This window comes from Lentzea xerophila, from assembly GCF_051094245.1.
GTDB classification, from domain to species: Bacteria; Actinomycetota; Actinomycetes; order Mycobacteriales; family Pseudonocardiaceae; genus Lentzea; species Lentzea xerophila.
This window is the reverse complement of sequence record NZ_CP194934.1, coordinates 7,218,726-7,236,180: the sequence shown is the minus strand read 5'-3', so window position 1 is coordinate 7,236,180 and position 17,455 is coordinate 7,218,726. Positions and strand designations below refer to the sequence as shown.

19 protein-coding genes are annotated in these 17,455 nt (G+C 66.8%); 18 read left to right on the top strand and 1 reads right to left on the bottom strand.

What is annotated here, in order from left to right:
• Positions 1-72: 72 nt before the first annotated feature.
• The 17 genes from ACRSBM_RS34520 (at position 73) to ACRSBM_RS34440 (ending at position 15,460) form a co-directional block, all read left to right on the top strand.
• Entirely contained in the window at positions 73-447 is a 375-nt protein-coding gene (locus tag ACRSBM_RS34520; RefSeq protein WP_434450169.1) for a pilus assembly protein TadE, read from the top strand.
• A 550-nt stretch (positions 448-997) separates the two neighbouring features.
• Positions 998-1,558 carry a hypothetical protein gene (locus ACRSBM_RS34515; RefSeq protein ID WP_434450167.1) on the top strand — a complete coding sequence of 187 codons (561 nt, stop codon included), beginning with the start codon at positions 998-1,000 and terminating at the stop codon, positions 1,556-1,558.
• On the top strand, positions 1,555-2,010 hold the full coding sequence (locus tag ACRSBM_RS34510) for a TadE/TadG family type IV pilus assembly protein (RefSeq protein WP_434450165.1): 456 nt from the start codon (positions 1,555-1,557) through the stop codon (positions 2,008-2,010). The genes ACRSBM_RS34515 and ACRSBM_RS34510 overlap by 4 nt, the downstream gene beginning before the upstream one ends.
• 59 nt (positions 2,011-2,069) lie before the next feature.
• A complete protein-coding gene (locus ACRSBM_RS34505) occupies positions 2,070-2,441 on the top strand; it encodes a hypothetical protein (protein WP_434453344.1) in 372 nt (123 codons plus the stop codon).
• 47 nt (positions 2,442-2,488) lie between these two features.
• Positions 2,489-2,899, top strand: coding sequence for a hypothetical protein (locus ACRSBM_RS34500; RefSeq protein WP_434450163.1), 411 nt, complete (start codon positions 2,489-2,491; stop codon positions 2,897-2,899).
• Positions 2,896-6,018 (top strand): BTAD domain-containing putative transcriptional regulator, encoded by a 3,123-nt coding sequence (locus ACRSBM_RS34495; RefSeq protein WP_434450161.1) that lies wholly within the window; start codon positions 2,896-2,898, stop codon positions 6,016-6,018. Before ACRSBM_RS34500 ends, ACRSBM_RS34495 begins: the two co-directional genes overlap by 4 nt.
• A 1,148-nt stretch (positions 6,019-7,166) precedes the next feature.
• On the top strand, positions 7,167-7,421 hold the full coding sequence (locus ACRSBM_RS34490) for a hypothetical protein (RefSeq protein ID WP_434450159.1): 255 nt from the start codon (positions 7,167-7,169) through the stop codon (positions 7,419-7,421).
• Between the two features lie 63 nt (positions 7,422-7,484).
• Positions 7,485-8,660, top strand: coding sequence for an AAA family ATPase (locus ACRSBM_RS34485; protein ID WP_434450157.1), 1,176 nt, complete (start codon positions 7,485-7,487; stop codon positions 8,658-8,660).
• A 34-nt stretch (positions 8,661-8,694) separates the two neighbouring features.
• Complete coding sequence (locus ACRSBM_RS34480) at positions 8,695-10,575, top strand: vWA domain-containing protein (protein WP_434450155.1); 1,881 nt, start codon at positions 8,695-8,697, stop codon at positions 10,573-10,575.
• A gap of 35 nt (positions 10,576-10,610) precedes the next feature.
• Entirely contained in the window at positions 10,611-10,874 is a 264-nt protein-coding gene (locus ACRSBM_RS34475; RefSeq protein ID WP_434450153.1) for a hypothetical protein, read from the top strand.
• A gap of 281 nt (positions 10,875-11,155) precedes the next feature.
• Positions 11,156-11,293, top strand: coding sequence for a hypothetical protein (locus ACRSBM_RS34470; RefSeq protein ID WP_434450152.1), 138 nt, complete (start codon positions 11,156-11,158; stop codon positions 11,291-11,293).
• A gap of 194 nt (positions 11,294-11,487) precedes the next feature.
• A complete protein-coding gene (locus ACRSBM_RS34465) occupies positions 11,488-11,841 on the top strand; it encodes a hypothetical protein (RefSeq protein ID WP_434450150.1) in 354 nt (117 codons plus the stop codon).
• A gap of 236 nt (positions 11,842-12,077) precedes the next feature.
• Positions 12,078-12,428, top strand: a complete 351-nt coding sequence (locus ACRSBM_RS34460; RefSeq protein ID WP_434450148.1) for a histone-like nucleoid-structuring protein Lsr2 — start codon at positions 12,078-12,080, stop codon at positions 12,426-12,428.
• A gap of 561 nt (positions 12,429-12,989) precedes the next feature.
• Positions 12,990-13,337, top strand: a complete 348-nt coding sequence (locus ACRSBM_RS34455) for a hypothetical protein (protein WP_434450147.1) — start codon at positions 12,990-12,992, stop codon at positions 13,335-13,337.
• A gap of 20 nt (positions 13,338-13,357) precedes the next feature.
• Positions 13,358-14,119, top strand: coding sequence for a hypothetical protein (locus ACRSBM_RS34450; protein WP_434450145.1), 762 nt, complete (start codon positions 13,358-13,360; stop codon positions 14,117-14,119).
• 4 nt (positions 14,120-14,123) lie between these two features.
• Positions 14,124-14,828: a hypothetical protein gene (locus ACRSBM_RS34445; RefSeq protein WP_434450143.1), complete on the top strand. Its 705-nt coding sequence runs from the start codon at positions 14,124-14,126 to the stop codon at positions 14,826-14,828.
• Between the two features lie 17 nt (positions 14,829-14,845).
• On the top strand, positions 14,846-15,460 hold the full coding sequence (locus ACRSBM_RS34440; RefSeq protein ID WP_434450141.1) for a hypothetical protein: 615 nt from the start codon (positions 14,846-14,848) through the stop codon (positions 15,458-15,460).
• A gap of 172 nt (positions 15,461-15,632) precedes the next feature.
• On the opposite strand, the gene ACRSBM_RS34435 is transcribed toward ACRSBM_RS34440, so the two are convergent.
• Complete coding sequence (locus ACRSBM_RS34435) at positions 15,633-16,499, bottom strand: MarR family transcriptional regulator (protein ID WP_434450139.1); 867 nt, start codon at positions 16,497-16,499, stop codon at positions 15,633-15,635.
• A gap of 336 nt (positions 16,500-16,835) precedes the next feature.
• Between ACRSBM_RS34435 and ACRSBM_RS34430 the strand changes: the two genes are divergently transcribed.
• The gene (locus ACRSBM_RS34430) at positions 16,836-17,387 is read left to right on the top strand and encodes a hypothetical protein (RefSeq protein ID WP_434450137.1); all 552 of its coding nucleotides are present in this window, start codon (positions 16,836-16,838) and stop codon (positions 17,385-17,387) included.
• Positions 17,388-17,455 lie beyond the last annotated feature (68 nt).

The window sequence follows — 17,455 nt, the reverse complement described above, 5'->3', positions numbered from 1 at the left end:
CTGCGCCAGGCTCTTCGGCACGACCGCGGGGCGGTCAGCGCCGAACTGGTGATAGCAGTACCACTACTACTGTTGCTCCTGCTCGCGATCGTCCAGTTCGCACTGTGGTCCCACGCCACGCACATCGCGCAAGCCGCTGCCGCACAAGGACTGTCCGCCGCACGAGCACAGGACGGCACAGCAAACGCGGGCACGGCAAAGGCCCAGCAACTCCTTGACCAGCTGGCACCGAACTCGCTCACCGGCACGAGCGTCAACGCCGACCGCACCGCCGAGTCCGCCTCAGTCCGGATATCCGGTACCGCCACCACCGTCGTGCCGTTCCTGCGGCTGCCGGTGCACGCCGAGGCGGCAGGGCCCGTCGAACGCTTCGTGCTGAATGGTCCCGAGTTCACGAATGCCGAACTTGCGCCCGCCATCAACCCGATCGCAGGTGATCCCCAATGAGCCCGACTCGACGCCTCGCATCACGCCTACACATAGTGCCACTCGTCCTGGTATTCCAGCAGCCCCTTGCCATGTGCGAGCCACGACGACGGGCACTCGCCAGATTAGGGAGCACCCTCGAAACGGGCAGACCACACCGTGCCGGCCGCGTTAAGCCGAGCCCGCGAGGTCCTGTCGTCGCCTTGACTCGCCTGGTGACCTGTGGCCGCCACAACGGAATCGGGCAACACCCGCGCACTGGAGGCCCACCAACCTGCCGGGGTGTCTTCTCGTCGCAGCAGGTCCGATGCCAGCGAGGCCAGATACCGAGGCGGGCGGCCTTGGTCGGTGTCAGTGGGTGCCTCCAAGGCGGTGATGCTCTCGCACCCAATTCATCACAAGCAGATCGTCGAACGCATCAGAGGTTGTTCTCACTCAAGGAAAGTAGGGAGGAGTCATGCACACATCGCCTGTACAGCAGGGAGTCTTCCGCTCAGGTACAGGGCCGGTGCTGTGGCGGTCCGGCCTGGACCGTCGGCGACTGCGCCGCCGCGCCATACGACGTTGCCTGGTGCCCGACTCGGCATTGTTCGGACTGGCTGGCATGCTCGTCTTTCTCATCGGCGTCACCAGCACTCCGATGCTTTTTTGGGCTGTCGCGGCGGGCACGGTGATGCTGATGGTCGCTGCGCTGATGGCACGCCACGAGTACCTGCGGTTCGGCCACGTTCTGTCGGACCGGTCGGCAGCGTGGCGCATCGACCGTGGCAAGGGCGAATGGTTCTTCCGCCCCAGCGATTTCGCCGATCGAGGAACAGCGGCACAAGGTACGGCAGCGCGGATCATCGACGCGGCGCACCTGTGTCACACCGGTCCCGCTGTCGTCTGGCTCGACCAGACACACCTCGACTCAGTGCACCGGTTGGCATGGGACGCCCTGGTTCAGCTGTACGAGGCTCCCTCGGCGCACGACGACCTGCGGCCTGTGGTCATTCGCCTGGAGCTCATCGCGGCACGGGTACGCGACGCGAACCGGTGGCTCTATCACGTCGCCGCCGCGACCGGAACTGATGATCTGGTCGTGCGCCTGGCCGCGGTACACGACGTTCTCGCCGAACAGGCCACCCCATGAACTCGGGAAGCCGCCGGGCGTGGTGGCGTGAGGACCGGGGTTCCGCGTCCGCCGAGGTCGTACTGCTCACGCCGGTTCTGGTGCTGCTGCTGGTCTTCGTCGCGGTGGTCGTCCACCGTGGGGTGGACGCGCGGCTGCGGCTCAACGACACCGCGCACCAGGCCGCTCGAGCCGCCAGCATCGAACGTACCGGCGTCCGTGCTGCGGCCCAGGCACGATCGACGGCGGCCGTCGCGCTCACGGCGGCGGGCATCACCTGCCAGTCCATGGCCGTGGACACCGACACCGGCGGACTGCGGCCTGGTGGCACGGTCAGCGTGACCGTCACGTGCGGGGTGGACTTCGGCGACGCGGTCTTGCTCGGTGTACCTGGCGGGAAACGCTTGTCCGCCACTGCGATCGAGCCAGTGGACACCTATCGATCGGTCACCGTGTCCGGAGGTGGACGGTGAACCGGCGGCTGCGCGAGTGGATCCGGCGCCGTGGCTCCCTGTCGGCCGATGATGGCCAGGTGACCGCGCTCGTCGTGGTGCTCATGCTGGGGATCCTCACTCTGGCGGGGCTGAGTCTCGACGGCGGGCTGGCGCTGGCGGCCAACGTGAAGGCCACCGGGCATGCCGAGGCCGCTGCCCGCGCCGGCGCACAGGCGATCGACCTCGCTCTCTACCGCGCCACCGGCACGGCACGGCTCCTGCCCGCTGACGCGGTCGCCCACGCGCACCGCTATCTCGCCGCCGCAGGCGTCTCCGGGACCGTGACCGTCTCCGGCGACACCGTCACGGTCACCGTGACCGCCTCGCAGCACACGCAACTGCTGGGCCTGGTCGGCATCAGCAGCCTCTCTGTGCGCGGCACCGGCACCGCCCAGCCCCACACGCAGTGAGTCCGCGTCTCCACACGCCCACACCGCACCACAATGGGAGAAGATTGATGGCTACCAGCGACGAGATCCGCCACCGCATCGAACAGATCGATGCGGCCACGAGCACCCGCAGGGTGACAGCCGCGCAACGCGTGAGCGAACTCGCCGACCGCCGCAGGACCCTGGCCACCGAACTCGAGGAGATCGACACAGAACTAGGCGAGGTGATTACCGAACACGCCGACGTAATCAGCGTGCCAGAACTCGCAGCGGTCACCGACATACCAGCATCCGAGCTCACAACCTGGCTCAGCAGCAGGAAACCCAGCCGCGCTAGGCGCAAGAAGCCCACCAGCGCAGGACCTGACACGAAGAACCAGGCACAGAACACGGCACCGAGCCCCGCTCCGGCACCGGCTGAGCTCGCCCCGGCCAACACTGGCTCGGCGCCGACTCGGGTCTTGGTGCCGGTGCCATGACCTCGTCCGGCGAGCGCTGGTGTGTCTGGCGAGTGCTGGTCGGCACGGTCCGGATCCTTGGCCGGACCATCCAAGGTCTGATCGCCGCGACGATGCTGGCCATGCTCGTGGCGGGCTTGCCGTGGGCGTTGTGGCACTTCGTCGGCTGGCCGCTGCCAGATCACATCCCGACCTGGATCGAAGTCGAAGTACTGCTGCTGGCGCCGATGAGCGCCACATTCCTGCTGAACCTGTTGGCCTGCCTGTGCTGGATCTTCTGGGCAGCCTTCAGCATCGGTGTGCTGCGCAGCGCTGTCGACTACGCCCGCGACGGCATCGACGCCGCCCGCCACAGGGACTTCTCCGACGCGGGCCCGATGAACACGGTGGCGAGCCTGTTGATCGGCGCGGTCCTGGTGGCGGTGCTGGGCAACCGGCCCGCGCCATCGCTGGCCACCCCATGGCCCATCGTGGAGACGGTCGGGTCGCAGATCGTGGCGACCGCCCCCGCTTGGCACCAACCTGCGCCCGACGGCGAGGTCGAAGCGGTCCACCATGCCGCTGTCACCAGCCATGCGCCTGGAGGCGGCGGCGCCGTCACCGATTCCGCGAATCCGGAGTCGGTGGTCGTACTGGCACCACACCACGGAGTGCATGACTCGTTGTGGCGCATCGCCGACCGCACCCTTGGCGACGGCACACGCTGGCCGGAGATCTTCGAACTCAACAAAGGCAAACCCCAACCGAACGGGCAGCCCTTCACGAAGCCGAGCTTGATCTTCCCCGGCGAGGAACTGGCCCTGCCACGTGACGCGAGCGCACCGGCACAGCCACCGCACCAAGCCACCCCAGACCAAACCTCGCCCGCTCCGCCGGCCACACCGTCACCGACATCCTCCGCGTCGCCGACGGGCATCTCACCGTCCACTGCGCCGCCACCCGAAGCGTCCACCCAGCACACGGCACCAGCCGACACCACTACGACCTCGACTCCGGGGTCTGGCGAGCCCGGTTTCCGCTGGGGGACAGAGTTGTTCGTCGGCCTCGGCCTTGCCGCCGCGGTCAGCGCCGCGCTGATGCTGGCCCGCCACCACTACCGCAGCCGCTACCGGCCCGGCAGCGGCGACCGCGACGACCTGCCCGTGGCGCCGGTGGTCTACCAGCTGCGGCTGGCACACCTACGCGCAGAGCGCGGCGACGTGATCAACCCCGATGACGAAACGGCACAGCGTCCGCGGCGTGCTCCTGCTCTACCGCCCTTGGCGTTGGGCGGGCCCCGGACCGATGCCGGCCAGCCCCGCGGCCTAACAGCGGGAGTCGGTGTCCGCGATGGCCGCGAGATCGCCCTCGACCTCGCGAACGCCCGCGGCCTCGGACTGGTCGGCCCCGGCGCTCCCGCCGCAGCCCGCGCCTTGCTGATCACGGCACTCACCATCCCCGCAGACCACCTGGCGACGTCGGCCGGGCCGAGCATCTTCGTCCCGGCCGACGACCTAACCTCGGTGCTCGGCCGCCCGGCGCCCCACGAGCAGCTGCCCTCGACGATGCGGGTGGTCGCCGACCTCGATGAGGCGCTCGACGCGATCGAGGCCGAAACCCTGGTGCGTGCCACGGCACTGCGCTCGCCTGGCACCGAGCAGCGGACGTGGCCACCGCTCGTTCTCGTGACACGGCCGCCCACACGCCACCAGCGGCTGCAGGCAGTACTGGACAACGGCGCACAGTGCGGCGTCATCGGGTTGATGGTGGGCCAATGGCAGCCGGGCATCACCTGCTACGTCCGGGCCGACGGCACGATCTCCGCCACCGGCCCCGGCCCAGGCGAGGCCCTACGCGGAACCGTCATGTTCCGCCTCGGCGACAACGACACCGCCGAGCTGCTGGCCCTGCTACACCAAGCCAAGCCCGACCCACATGCCGACAACGAAGTCCTTGCTGCGGCGCACGAGCCGCCGCCTCACAGCGCGGCAGCCCACCTCATAGGCCACGACCACCACACGGCCACACAAGCGAGTCGGCGGGGGACCGGCTCCTCGAACGCAGGCCAGGTCGAGCTGGAAGTCACGGCCACGGTCACCCAGCCAGCACCGCAGGAGGTCAGCCTGGAGATCCTCGATGCCGTACACAGCCAACCGGAGGGCGACCCACCTTCCCTCCCGGAGGCCCGCCGTCCTTCGCTGTCCGCGCTGCGACTGGCTGACAGCGAGACCGGACCTCGTGACGGGGGCGCGGTTACCGACGAACCTGTATCGGCTAACACCCCCACGACCTCGGCACCGCCACATCGCAACGCCGACGGTGAGCGAGGAGCGAGCCCCGCGCTGATCACCGTGACCGTGCTGGGCAGCCTTCGAGTGCACTGGCATCCCGAACTCACAGGCAGCGGCGCGAAGGAGATCACCGGGAAGCTGCAGCCCAGGAGCCAGGAGCTGCTGGTGCTTTTGGCGCTGCACCCCGACGGCGCGACCCGCGACACGTTGGTCTCGGCCCTCTGGGGCCAGGACCTGCCAGCCCGCCCGACCAACGCCCTGCACACCGCGCTCGCCCGACTACGACACGCGCTGGCCGTCGCCACCGACGGCGCGGTGAGCGACATCGTCGTGGCCGACAACGGGCGCTACCAGCTCGACCCCTCGCATGTTCACTGCGACTACTGGCGTTTCGAACGCGCCGTCGCCGCTCGCCGCAACGCCTCCACCGACCAGACCCGGGTGAACGCCTACCGGGACGTGGTCAACAGCTACGGCGGCCCGCTGGCCGAGGCCATGTCGACCGAGTGGATCGAGCCCGTGCGCGAGGCGATCCGCCGCGACGCCGTCGACGCCGTGGCCGCGCTGGCCCGTGCCTTGGTCGAGACCGATCCACAACAGACCTTGGATCTGCTGGAAGTCGCGCGAGCATTCGATCCGCACAACGAACTGCTCTACCGCGACATCATGCGACTGCAGGAACGCCTCGGCCAGCTCGACGCCATCCCGCGGACCCTGACCCTGCTGACCACCCGGCTGGCCGAAGTCGATGCCACACCCACCGCGCAAGCTCGAGCGCTGGCTGACCAGCTGCGGCAACGCCACGACGACCTCGCCGGCGCCAGGAACTCACTGACCCAGAGCGCACCTGGGCGCGGCGCGGCCGGCTGAGACGGGGCAGAGCCATGAAGACGAGGAGCCCGACGAAGCCGTCCCAGGCCGAGACAGCATCTGCCGGACCTGACCTCGCCTTCGTGGTCGCTGACAGGAGGCTCGCCGCATCACGTAAAGGTGCTGCTCGGACTCGCACAGCGAGGCCCTGGATCTTGAGCATGTGCGGCGAATGCTCAGGACACATGCCCGTCTCGCGAAACCAGGCGCCACGCCCGGTCGCACGACTTCATACCTCCCGGATTCGGCGAGAAGAAACCATGACAGCGGAAGGCGTTCTGCGGGTCAAGCTATCGCAAAGGCATTCTTCAGGCTGGTTTTGGTGTGTGCGGCAGAATGCTACCGTTGTCGCGTCGAACGGCGTTTCCATCCGCGTCGTTGACGGTGGAACACGAGGTGATCGCGGAGTGAGGTCTTTCGGTCGCCACCTGGGCACACGAGAGGGCAGGCAGCGTGGTCAGTGTTACATCCGCCTCCGGCGTTCGTGGCTGCTTACGACGCCGGGAAGAGTGTTTTCACGCGATGTAGGGCGACTACTGCTCCGGTCGAACGCGGGAGATCGTCCGCGCGTAAGCCAGGTTCCGTTGGGGGTTCATACGGGGGATCATGATGGGGTTCATACGGGGGATCAGGTTAGAGAACCTCCCCTTGCGGCCCGCGGAGGCGCTGGACAGCGGTGACCTAAGGGGATCCGCTGGTATCCCAGACTCGCTTGGCAGCAAGGCGGTAGACACATCGGTGCGGCCTGGGCGGGCGCGGTCTCCAGCGCGATGCCCCTGACCACCTCTCGCTCTCCTGTCACCTTCACTGCTCCCCGCCGTCGTTATTCTTTTAGGTCATTTATTTCCCTGATTTCGCTTCCTGCGTGTCACTTAGCTATTCCATGCGCGGCGACCGGCTGGCGCCCAGTGTCGCCGACCTGCGGAAATCTGCGCAATTCTTTCGGATTGTGACCGCGCGGACGGCTTTCTATTTTTCTTCACAGCGCCGGGCGGCATCATCACCCAATCGGGTCCCGGATAGGCGCGCTATTCTTATTGCGCGCGGCGCGCGGCAGAGTAATAATTGAAATACCGCCGGGGGAGCCGGAAACACACTGAATAACACACCTGGCGCGAGCCATGTCCAACGCATGAACGGGGAACGTCATGATCACCACCGGAACCGCACCGTTTGAGAACATCGAGAACGGCATCGCCGTTATGTGCTTCCCGGTCACGTTCGACGGCCGGAAAGTCACGGTTCACACGCCGGACGGGCCCCGCACGCGGACGCGCCGCAACTGCGGTGGTTACGCCACCGCCGCCGTGTTGCGCGCGATGGGCTACACCGATCTTTGCGCCGCCATTTCGGGTGACGGCGACGACGAAAAAATCGCGCACCACACCACGGCCGCCGCATAAACCCACCCACCGAACTCCCGTAGCGGTTCCGGACTACCCGTACTGCGCGAAAGGACACCAGCGATGACCACGCCCGCCACGCCAACGGCCACCCCGACGGCACCCGGCACGACCACCACCGCCCCGGCGGGCGGGCGACTGCCCAACGGCGAACTCCGCCGACGGGTGGCCGAAGTCCTGAACGAAAAGCCGGGTGACGAACTAACCCCGCGCGACGTCGCCGCCGCACTCGGCGGGAAGTCATCGGGCGCGATCGGCAACGCGCTCGCCGCGCTCACCGCCGGGGGCTACGCCGAACAAACCTCGACCAAACCAGTCCGCTACCGGGCGACCGCGACCACCGTCGACGCCGCCGCCGCGCCCGTCGCGGTCCCGTCCGGCGTGACCCGCCGCCCCCGCACACCACGCCGAACGCCCGCGACCGCCGCCCCGTCGGCATCGGCGACCGGTCCGGTCACGCGTCCCAACGGGCAGCTCTACCACCCGCGCACACTGTCCGGACTCTCGGACGTGGACGCCTTGCGGAAGTTGCGTGACGCCGGGGTCCCCGCATTGATGTACGGGCCACCCGGAACCGGGAAGACCTCGGTGGTCGAGGCCGCGTTCGGTGACCTGGTGACCATTCAGGGCGACGGCGACACCACGGTCGCCGACATCGTCGGCGAGTACACCCAGACCCCGGACGGCAAGTTCGTGTTCGTGCACGGTCCGCTGGTCCGCGCGATGCGCGAAGGCCGCACGCTGTTCATCGACGACGCCACCCTCATACCGCCGACCGTTCTCGCCGTGGTCTACCCCGCGATGGACGGCCGCCGCCAGATCATCATCAAAGCCAACGGCGGCGAGACGATTGACGCCGCCCCCGGCTTCTACGTCGTCGCCGGGCACAATCCCGGCGTGCACGGCGCGATCCTCACCGACGCGCTCGCGTCGCGGTTCTCGGTGCAGATCCACGTGTCCACCGACTACGACCTCGCCACCCAGCTGGGGATCGACCGCCGCGCCGTCACGGTCGCCCGCAACCTGGCCACCCGGCAGACACGCGGCGAGGTCGGCTGGGCACCGCAACTGCGTGAGCTGATCGCGTTCCAGAAGATCTCCGACGTGCTCGGGCCCGACGCCGCCGCCGGGAACCTGATCGGTACCGCCCCCGAAGAAGACCGCGAGATCGTCTGCGCCGTGGTCCGTGACGTCTACGGCAGAACCCTTGCCCCGCTGGCACTTGGCAAACGCATCTGAACGACCGCGCCGATCGTCGCGAAAGGACACCGGGATGACTACGCACCTGATCGCCGACCCCGCCACCACCGGCACGGCCGTGTTCCCCGCCGCCCCCGGATGGCTGTCGCTATCAGCGGCCATGACCGCCGAGGTACCCGCCATCGCCGACCGCGACGACCTCCTGGTCACCATCGCCCCCGGCGCCGGACACGGCCACCCCGCGTGCCTGCTGCACAACGGCCTCATCGAGATCGACGGCACCCACCTGGGCACCGTGGACCCCGCCACCACGACACCGCACCTGATCAGCGACCGCACCCGCTACGCGACCGTGTGGGGCCTGCTCACCCACGAATGCGCACACGCCCACCACAGCAAGTGGACCCCGCCCGACGACGCCGACCCCGACGCCTACGCCGCTGCCGATCTGCTGGAAGAATCCCGCATTGAAGCCGCGCAGATCCGCCGCCGCCCCGCCGACCGACACTGGCTGCGCGCCTCCGCGACCAACCTGATCCTCAACGACACCAAAGCCGACGACCCCGCCGAAGCACCGAAGATGACCACCCGCGACGCTGCCCAAATTGCCGCGCTGCTGCTGGGACGCACCGACGGCGGCATCCTCACCCGCACCGAAACCGTCCCCGTCGCCCGCGCCGTCAGGGCGGTACTAGGTGCGGCGAAACTGCGCAAGCTGCGGGCGTTGTGGCGCGAGGCGTTCACCGTGGCCGACGACGACGCCACCGCCATGCTCGACCTCGGCCGCCGCTGGTGCGAGATCGTCGGACCGGATACCGAGGACCCCGACGCGAGCGAACCGTCCGAACCCGCCGCACCGTCAGGTACCCCGTCACCGTTGGCGCAGTCGGTCACCACCGCGCTGCGCAACGTGGCACGCGCGGTCGCCAAAACCCCGCCACCCGAAGACCCCACTACCGTTGCGGCGAAAGCGAAAGCCGCCGCCGAGGCCACCGCCCGACGCACCGCCAACGCCGCACGCGCCGTGTTCGACGACAGCGACAGCACCCAAGGCGGAGACGAGGATGACGGCGACACCGCCACGGCGGGCACCCGCCCACCCACCGCCGCCGAGCGCACCGCCGCACGAGCACTGGCACGCGCGCTGTCCACCGCCGGAGTCCGCGACCGGGTTACGACCAAGACGACCTCGGCGGTACCACCCGGCAGGCTGAAGATGCGCGGAGTCCTTGCCCGCGAGGCACAACGCGCCGCTGGGGCCACGCCGACCGCTGAACCATTCACCCGGCTCACCCGCACCGCCGTACCGACACCGCCACTGCGCCTCGGCATCGCCTGCGACGTATCCGGTTCCATGGGGATGGTCACCGCAGGCGTCGCCTCGACCGCGTGGATCCTCGCCAACGCCACCCGCCACGCCCCGGTCCCCGCCGACACCGCCACCGTGATCTTCGGCAACCATGTCCGGCCGATCACCCACCCCGGCACCGCCCCCAGCGTCATCACCGAATTCCCCGCCAGTGATGGCTGGGAGAACATCCCCACCGCGATCGACGCACTCGACGGCGCACTCGGCCTATCCATCCCCGGTGCCGCGCGGCTGCTGGTGATCATCTCTGATGGACAGTTCCGCCCCGAACCCCGCCGCGAAGGGCAACAGCGCATTGACCGGTTGCGCGCCAGCGGATGCGCGGTGCTGTGGCTGACCATCGGCGACCACAACACACCACTGAATGGCGCCACCGTGCACCGTCTCGACGTGCACGCCACCCACGTCATCACTCGCGCCAACGGCACCAGCCTCGCCTGGTGCGCCTGCGACTGGGAACAGCAGTTCGCGAAGCGTGCCGATGCCGACACTGCCGCCCAACGTCACCTCGACGCCACCGACCGCGCCGTGATCGCGCAGGCCGTCGGACGTGCCGCCACAGCCTCCCTGCGCGCCACCAAATGACCGTAGCCCCTACACGACAACGAAAGGAGCCTGTCATGGCTGGCTGGCCGAATCAGATCGACACCGTCGGCGGCCTGCAAACCGCGCTCGCCCACTACAACCCCGACACCCCGATCCGGTGGGCCACACAACCGCGCCACCCACTCGAATACACCATCGGGCAGGTCGTCCGCACACCCGACGACGCCGAAGGCGACGGCACCGTGCGCACCGAGCCGCCCGTGGTGTGGCTCGGCGCGGGTAACCAGGTCGGCTACCTGCCCGCACTCGCCACCAGCGCGCTCGGTTGGTCGCGTTGACCACACCAACGACACCGCCCATCGGCCACGACGACGCGCCGAGCCACTGCTCGAACAGATCAGCGAGACCGACCACCGGTGCACACGATGTGGCGCAACCAACTCCGGCGAATCGGACTCCTTCCCCAGCTTCGGCGGCACCACCGAGTGATGGCAACGCTGCACCGCCTGCGATGGCTCTGCCAGCGGCTGCGACCTCTCCGCGGTGCTTCTAACCCCCGAAGCCTTCCCCTCATTGGGACTCGGCATCGAGAACCCCTTTACACGATGGAGACATCACGATGACCACACCGATCACAGATCGAGGCCTCGCGGTCGGAGCCAGTTCGGGCCGCTACCACTACATCCACGTGCGGGAATGCGGCTACGCATGGCACCTCCCACACCCCGCCGACACCGCACACCGGATCACCTCATGAGTACAGGTGTGCCAGCAGGAGTCATCGGGCTCGCCGGACGAGCGGTACGAGTCGCGCGCACTCACCGCGTAGCCGACCGCGACAGTTTCCGGCACCGCAACAACTCCGCCGAGCAATGGAACAGGTGGGCGCGCCGCGCTCGCGTAGCCCGGACCATCGCCGCCGCACTACAGATGCCTGCGGACAGCGTCATCGTGACCGACGATCCCCAGCGCGAATACCGCACCCGCGACGGCACGGTCCCAGGAGACCTGATCACAATCACCGAGCATCTCACCGGACGGCTATGGCGGTTCATCCCAGACAACACCACTCCAGGCATCGCATGGCTACTGCTCGACTCCTGCCCCAGCTGCGGAGCTGAGATCCCTCGCGCCCACATCGCCGGCCTCGCCGATCTCGGCGACTACCTCGACCCCGATAGCGACCTCTCCTCCATCATCGAGGCCCGCGACGACTCCCTGCACTCACCCGGTTGCACGTTCGCGTCCTCAGCGACCGAGGAGCCAACTGCGACATCACATTCCACACGACTGTCGCACATGTAAAGGGGATCGCTATATTCACCGCCAATACGTCAGGTCAATCCTGCACCGCCTGACCAAAACGACCGCCAGGTCATCCCCTGCCTGGCCCGAGTTCCGATCGCGGCAGGACATGTCGATCACTACCCGGAAGCTCCGCGCTTATGTGAAAGCCTTATGTCTTTTCGTCGCTATGTAGCGAAGTTTTGCTAAGGTCAGTCGTTCAAATCGAATCCACTCGGAAGCAATGGAGTATCGCCGTGGCACAGAAAGTGCTTGTGCAGCTCATCGATGATCTCGATGGTACCGCTGCTGAAGATGTCGAGGCCGTCAGCTTCGGCTTGGACGGCATCACCTACGAGATCGACCTCAAGGCCGACAATGCTGCCAAGCTTCGCGATGCTGTGGCCGACTTCGTCACCAAAGCTCGTCGCACGGCAGGCCGCTCCAAGCGAGTCACCAGGACCACCCACGCCATCGTGGCCGAGTCGAGGACCAAGGAACAGACAAAGGCCATCCGTGAGTGGGCCAAGGCCAACGGACACACGCTGGCCGATCGGGGACGCATCCCCGCCAGCATCATCGAGGAGTTCGAGCACGCACACCGCTGAGACACCTCCCCGCTGCGCACTGTCGTGAGATGGTGCCGGAAAACACGACACCGGCCCGCTGGGACGGTGTACTCGGGTCAGGCCCCGTTCGCGCCTGAACTAGCCGCTATCTTCGAGCTCCACGCGCATGCCCGTTGCCCGGCCAACGCCGCAGAGTCGTTGACCGGGCAACAAGTATGGTGGCCGGACCTGAAGACCAACCCGTTCAAGCCGCGTGCTCTGTGCGTGTCGCGAACAGGGTTGGCCTGCTCGTCCTGTGTACGGACGTGCTCCCGAAAAGCGCAGAGACCGCACCTCTCAGCGCTGGAGTACCCCGCCGGCCTTCGTTCCCCTTCTTTCGGCCGCCTCCTGACCGACGACAACCACCAGTCGATCGAAAAATCTCCTCTGAGCCACTGCTCACAAGGCTCATCTCGAGTCGCCCGGTCGAGACGCCGGTCACTGACTCAGGTGCCTTTGGGCGTGCTCTTGCGATAACTCCGGTCCGGTTGCCGGTTCTGCGCTAGCTTGGCTGCTGATGCCTGAGAGAGCCGCACGGTTCGGGCTGGACGGGGAGGGCCGATGACTGGTTATCAGGTGGTGACCTCGGCGGTGCGTAAGGAGGCCGCCAAGTGGGACGAGTTCGCCTCCGAAATGAGTACGGTGCGTAGCGCACTATCCGGACTCACTCTGTCGCCGATGGCGTTCTTCGCTGCCGATGCGATCACTTTCGCTGTCTTTCCGCTGGATCTCCCGACGCCTCCGGAGGAGCTGCAGCGTTCGTACGAGGACATGCGGTCCTACATCGAGAAGCTCGCTTCTGAGGCGGAAACAGAGTTCAGAGAGATCGGTGAAACCCTGATCAAGATAGCCGATACATATGAGCGGAACGAAGAGATCGTCGAGCTTGACCTGGATCAGGTCTACTAGGTTCGGGGGAACCGGGGGATATGAGCAGTCCTGAAGCGTCTCACTATCCGGCGTTGATCGAGGCGTTGAACGACTCGTTCCGCCTGGCGGGTGAGGCGGTGAACCTCCTCATCGACAACTTCAACAAGGGTGTCCACAACATCAACACCAACCCGCTCATCTACCTGGCGCCGGACTACTTCGGCGGGCTGGAGCGAGCGCTGAACGAGCTGCGTGACTACGTGGACAAGTTCGCCAGGGTGATGCTGGGCTTTCTGAAGCACCACGCCCCGATCATCGGCTTGATCCAGGCCAGCTTTGACTGGCTCACCGTGATGCAGAAGCCCGTCTCCGACATCGCCGCGCGAGCGGGAGACCAGAGCGAGAACAAGAGCTTCGGCCAGTGGACCGGTCCCGCTGCCACGTACTACAACTCGCAGGTACTCGCCCGGCAGCAGAAGGCTCTCGACCAGTTCGCCCCGAAGGCCGAGGCCATCAGCAAGTGGCTGACTCAGGTCGCCCAGACGAACATCAAGCTGCTCAACACCTACGCGGACAGGATCGGCAACTTCGTTGCCAAAGCCGTCTCGGCGCTGATCTCCGCGGGCACGATCATCGGTGCGCTGGAAGCGATCGGCGACGCCGCCGAGATCTGCGGGGAACTGGTGGCCTCCGCTGTGACGGTCTTTGGTGACAGCGTGGAGTACTACACCAACACCGTCGGATTCATGCGAGACATGCTCAGCACGCGTACCAGCAACGGAGCGTTTCCCAACGAAGCCTGGCCACAGGCGGTGACCTGAGAACATGCTGGAAAAGGAACTGAGCAGCCTGAAGCTGGCCGAGCTGCACCTACCGCCGATCGCCGCGACCAGGATGTCGCCAGCTCCGGAGCTGCCCTCCGTGCTGGCCGACGATTACAAGGCGAGCGACGCCTCGAGGTCGCTGTGGGTCATCGTGGACCCGGACGGAAAAGTGCTGCGGTTCGACGTGAGCAGCAGCTGGCAGTCACGGCTGCCCGTCTTAGAGTTCGGGCAGGCGCTGATGATGACCTACCTCGACGCGGTGCGGATCGCCGCCACGGTCGAGCGCCAAGCGCGTCGGGATCGCCGCGAGGAACCCGAGCCGGTCAGCTTTCAGAGCTGGTCCAGCATGCCCGACATGGACACGTGGCTGGCTCAGATCAGGGAAGAGCAGTCCACCATCGGCCGGCAGTTGCGCGAAGCCCGCGAGAACGCGGACAAGGTGTCACACGAGGTGACGGCACTACGCAGCCCGTATGGCCTTGTGACACTGCAGATCCGCAACGGAGCATTGGTCGGCCTGACGGCGAACACCGCTGCGATCTCGCAGGCTGGCGTCGGACAACTGCAGCAGGACCTGTGGGAGGTGTTCGGCGATGCCGGGCTCACCTCGGATCGAGGTACGGCACCGGTGAACCCGCCCCGGCGTCGTCCGCGTGCCCAGGAGGATCCGGAAGAGGACTTGTGGAAGGGACTGGGGGCGCAGTGAACCGATCCGCAGGGATCGTGGGTGCGGTTGTGTTCGCGTTGAGTGTGACGGCGTGCACCGGTGGCGGCACGGTGATCGGCAGGCCGGAAAGCATGTCGATCGCGCCGCCGACGTCCACCACACCACCGTCCACGCTCGTGCAGGCCAAATACACAGCACTCCCGACCTGTCGGCAGGTCACAGACAAGGTGACGGGCCTGCCGCCGTTGCGGTCAGGCAACGAGAAGCCTTCAGTGTCCGACATGCTCACCGGTTGCGAGTTCCAGCGCATACCCGACTGGCCGCGGGTGAACTTGCAAGTGTCGGCCTGGCGAGACGACGTTGGTGACATCTCGTATCCGGCCAGCGCCGGCCGAGGCGGGCTCAAGGCTCGTGAAGCCTACGACGTGCCCTCCAAACCGGGCTCCGACCCGGCCGACGACGGCACTGCCGAGGACGTGCAGGTCGGCGAGAAGGCGAAATGGCTGACACCGAAGGACAACGGCAGCTGCACCCTGATGATCCTCGATCAGAACGCCGTGCTGCTTCTCGAGCACAAGCCCGCCGACAAACCGGCGCCGAGGTCACAGGAGTGCCGGGGGCCGCTACGTGAACTCGCGAAGTCGTTCTACAACGCAGTCCAGACGCAGTAAGCGCCGCGAAGACTCCGACCGAGACCACGGCCATCGACTCCTCTGCCCCGGCGATCTACCTGGTGTGAAGCAGACGAGCGCACACCCGCAGGCAAGCGGAAATGCCGTGTCCCGACGGGAATCGCCAAGGCGATTCCCGTCGGGACACGGCATGGCCTGACACAGACGCGGGCTAACTGGTCGGGACCGGAATCGCCGTCCGCTGCGTCAGAGCTAGGGCGAAACGCTTCGGCTTGTCGTTGGTCTGCGCGGCTGTACCGTTTGCGACCAGCTTGTCCAGTGCGTTGCTCACCGCGCCCGATGACTTCCCGTCCAGGGCCTTCGCGATCGCGGCAGGACCGAACTCCTCGCCGGGGTGGTCACGCAGGTAGTCCTCGACCATCCCGCGCAACGCACCGGCTGCCAGCCGCGCGGTCTTCTGGCTGATCAATGCCACCCCGCGTTCCGTCGTCGTGCCGCCACCGCCGTCGACGGCTTCAGGAGCGCTCACCTCGGCGACGACAGGTTCTGCCTCAACAGCGTCGATCGCTATGGAGTTGACCGGAGCCTGTGCCTCGTCAGCTGCAGTGTCTGTAACGTCGACGCTGTCTTCCTCAGCAACCGTGACGCTGTCGGCGTCGGGATGATCCGGAGTGGTGTCCTGCCTGACGGAAGCGTCCGGCTCGGTCTGTGTGGTGTCTGCCGCGTCGTAATCCTTCGTAGTAGCCGTATCCGCCAGCACCGGGGCGCTGTCGACATCGGTGATCGACCACAGGTCGGCAGCACGCCGACCACCCTCGGCGATCCCAGGGGTGCGGGTGACGGCGCCATCCGAGGCCCATTTCGCGAGGATCTTCGGTGCGGTTGACTTCCCGATCTGCGCCAACAATGCCAGGTCGGCGGCGGTGCTATTCGGGTTGGCGTGCAACGCCTTCCAGAGCTTGTCTTCGGTGTCCGTGCGGAGGTTCGCGGCAACGGTCTGGTCGGGAACCGACCGCAGCGTCGTGGCGGATCCCGTCGTGTCAGCGGTAGTGCGGGGTGTGCGGGTCTTGCTGGGCATGACGTCCCTCGATTCGTGTACGTGATCGCGATGGCGTGGTCATGCCCCGGCCGGAGCGGGTTGTGGCCCCCGGTGCGCTGCCGGAGTGTTCGGGCTACACGACTATGGACGCTTCCTTCGGTCCCTGAAGTCAAGCGGTTGCGGACCAAGACATCCGTCTGGTGTGGACGGTTGTCGATTTTCGGCGGCAGGTCGCTTGGTTGGTGTCGCTTCGTTCCCCCACACGGGTTCATTCGCCGTTGCATCGCACAGCGCTCATTGACAACGGTGCGCCGACGAAGCGTCCATACATGTGGACGTGCGATCACAGCCCGAATCCCAAGGCATGTATGGGAAATGGCCAAGGATCGCGCCAACCGAACCGAGTCACAGGAGGCTGACATGACATCCACTTTTCACAACGAGATCAGATTCGGCGACATCAACTACAGGCTCTCCGCAACCGCGGATTCCGAAGACTTGCTGGTGATCGACCTGCTTGGAGCGACGGAGTCGGGGGAGGTTGTAGCCGACGGTCGTCTTCGCCTGCCAGTCGAGGGCGGTGCCACGATCGGGAAGCTTCTCGGCCGTGTCCTCACCGCGCACACGCGCCTGCGGGGCCGACCGAACCGCCACGCGAACGCCAACAGCCCGTGGACCCCAGCCCTCGACGCCGAACTACGGGAAGCCTGGATGCGGCCAGGTGACCAGAACGCGGCGGAGCGCATCAACAGTCTCGCCAAGCACATGGAACGGTCCAAGACCGCGATCAGGGCTCGCCTTCCGAGGGTGGGCTGTGACCCGGACGTCGTAAGCCGCGAACTCTCGACTACAGCCGCCGCATTGCTGGGAGTAGAGCCAATGGCTGCAAAGGGAACTACTGATGTGTCACTCACCCACGGCCGTTGAGCCTGGACGTCCTGGCACTGTCGGCCCCGCACAGGCTCGGCCGTGTGCACCCTCCGCTGCTTGAAGCC

Coding starts and splice junctions, on each gene's coding strand:
- ACRSBM_RS34510 (WP_434450165.1), top strand. CDS start 1,555: ATGAACTCGGGAAGCCGCCGGGCGTGGTGGCGTGAGGACCGGGGTTCC.
- ACRSBM_RS34500 (WP_434450163.1), top strand. CDS start 2,489: ATGGCTACCAGCGACGAGATCCGCCACCGCATCGAACAGATCGATGCG.
- ACRSBM_RS34495 (WP_434450161.1), top strand. CDS start 2,896: ATGACCTCGTCCGGCGAGCGCTGGTGTGTCTGGCGAGTGCTGGTCGGC.
- ACRSBM_RS34490 (WP_434450159.1), top strand. CDS start 7,167: ATGATCACCACCGGAACCGCACCGTTTGAGAACATCGAGAACGGCATC.
- ACRSBM_RS34485 (WP_434450157.1), top strand. CDS start 7,485: ATGACCACGCCCGCCACGCCAACGGCCACCCCGACGGCACCCGGCACG.
- ACRSBM_RS34480 (WP_434450155.1), top strand. CDS start 8,695: ATGACTACGCACCTGATCGCCGACCCCGCCACCACCGGCACGGCCGTG.
- ACRSBM_RS34475 (WP_434450153.1), top strand. CDS start 10,611: ATGGCTGGCTGGCCGAATCAGATCGACACCGTCGGCGGCCTGCAAACC.
- ACRSBM_RS34470 (WP_434450152.1), top strand. CDS start 11,156: ATGACCACACCGATCACAGATCGAGGCCTCGCGGTCGGAGCCAGTTCG.
- ACRSBM_RS34455 (WP_434450147.1), top strand. CDS start 12,990: ATGACTGGTTATCAGGTGGTGACCTCGGCGGTGCGTAAGGAGGCCGCC.
- ACRSBM_RS34450 (WP_434450145.1), top strand. CDS start 13,358: ATGAGCAGTCCTGAAGCGTCTCACTATCCGGCGTTGATCGAGGCGTTG.
- ACRSBM_RS34445 (WP_434450143.1), top strand. CDS start 14,124: ATGCTGGAAAAGGAACTGAGCAGCCTGAAGCTGGCCGAGCTGCACCTA.
- ACRSBM_RS34435 (WP_434450139.1), bottom strand. CDS start 16,499: ATGCCCAGCAAGACCCGCACACCCCGCACTACCGCTGACACGACGGGA.
- ACRSBM_RS34430 (WP_434450137.1), top strand. CDS start 16,836: ATGGCCAAGGATCGCGCCAACCGAACCGAGTCACAGGAGGCTGACATG.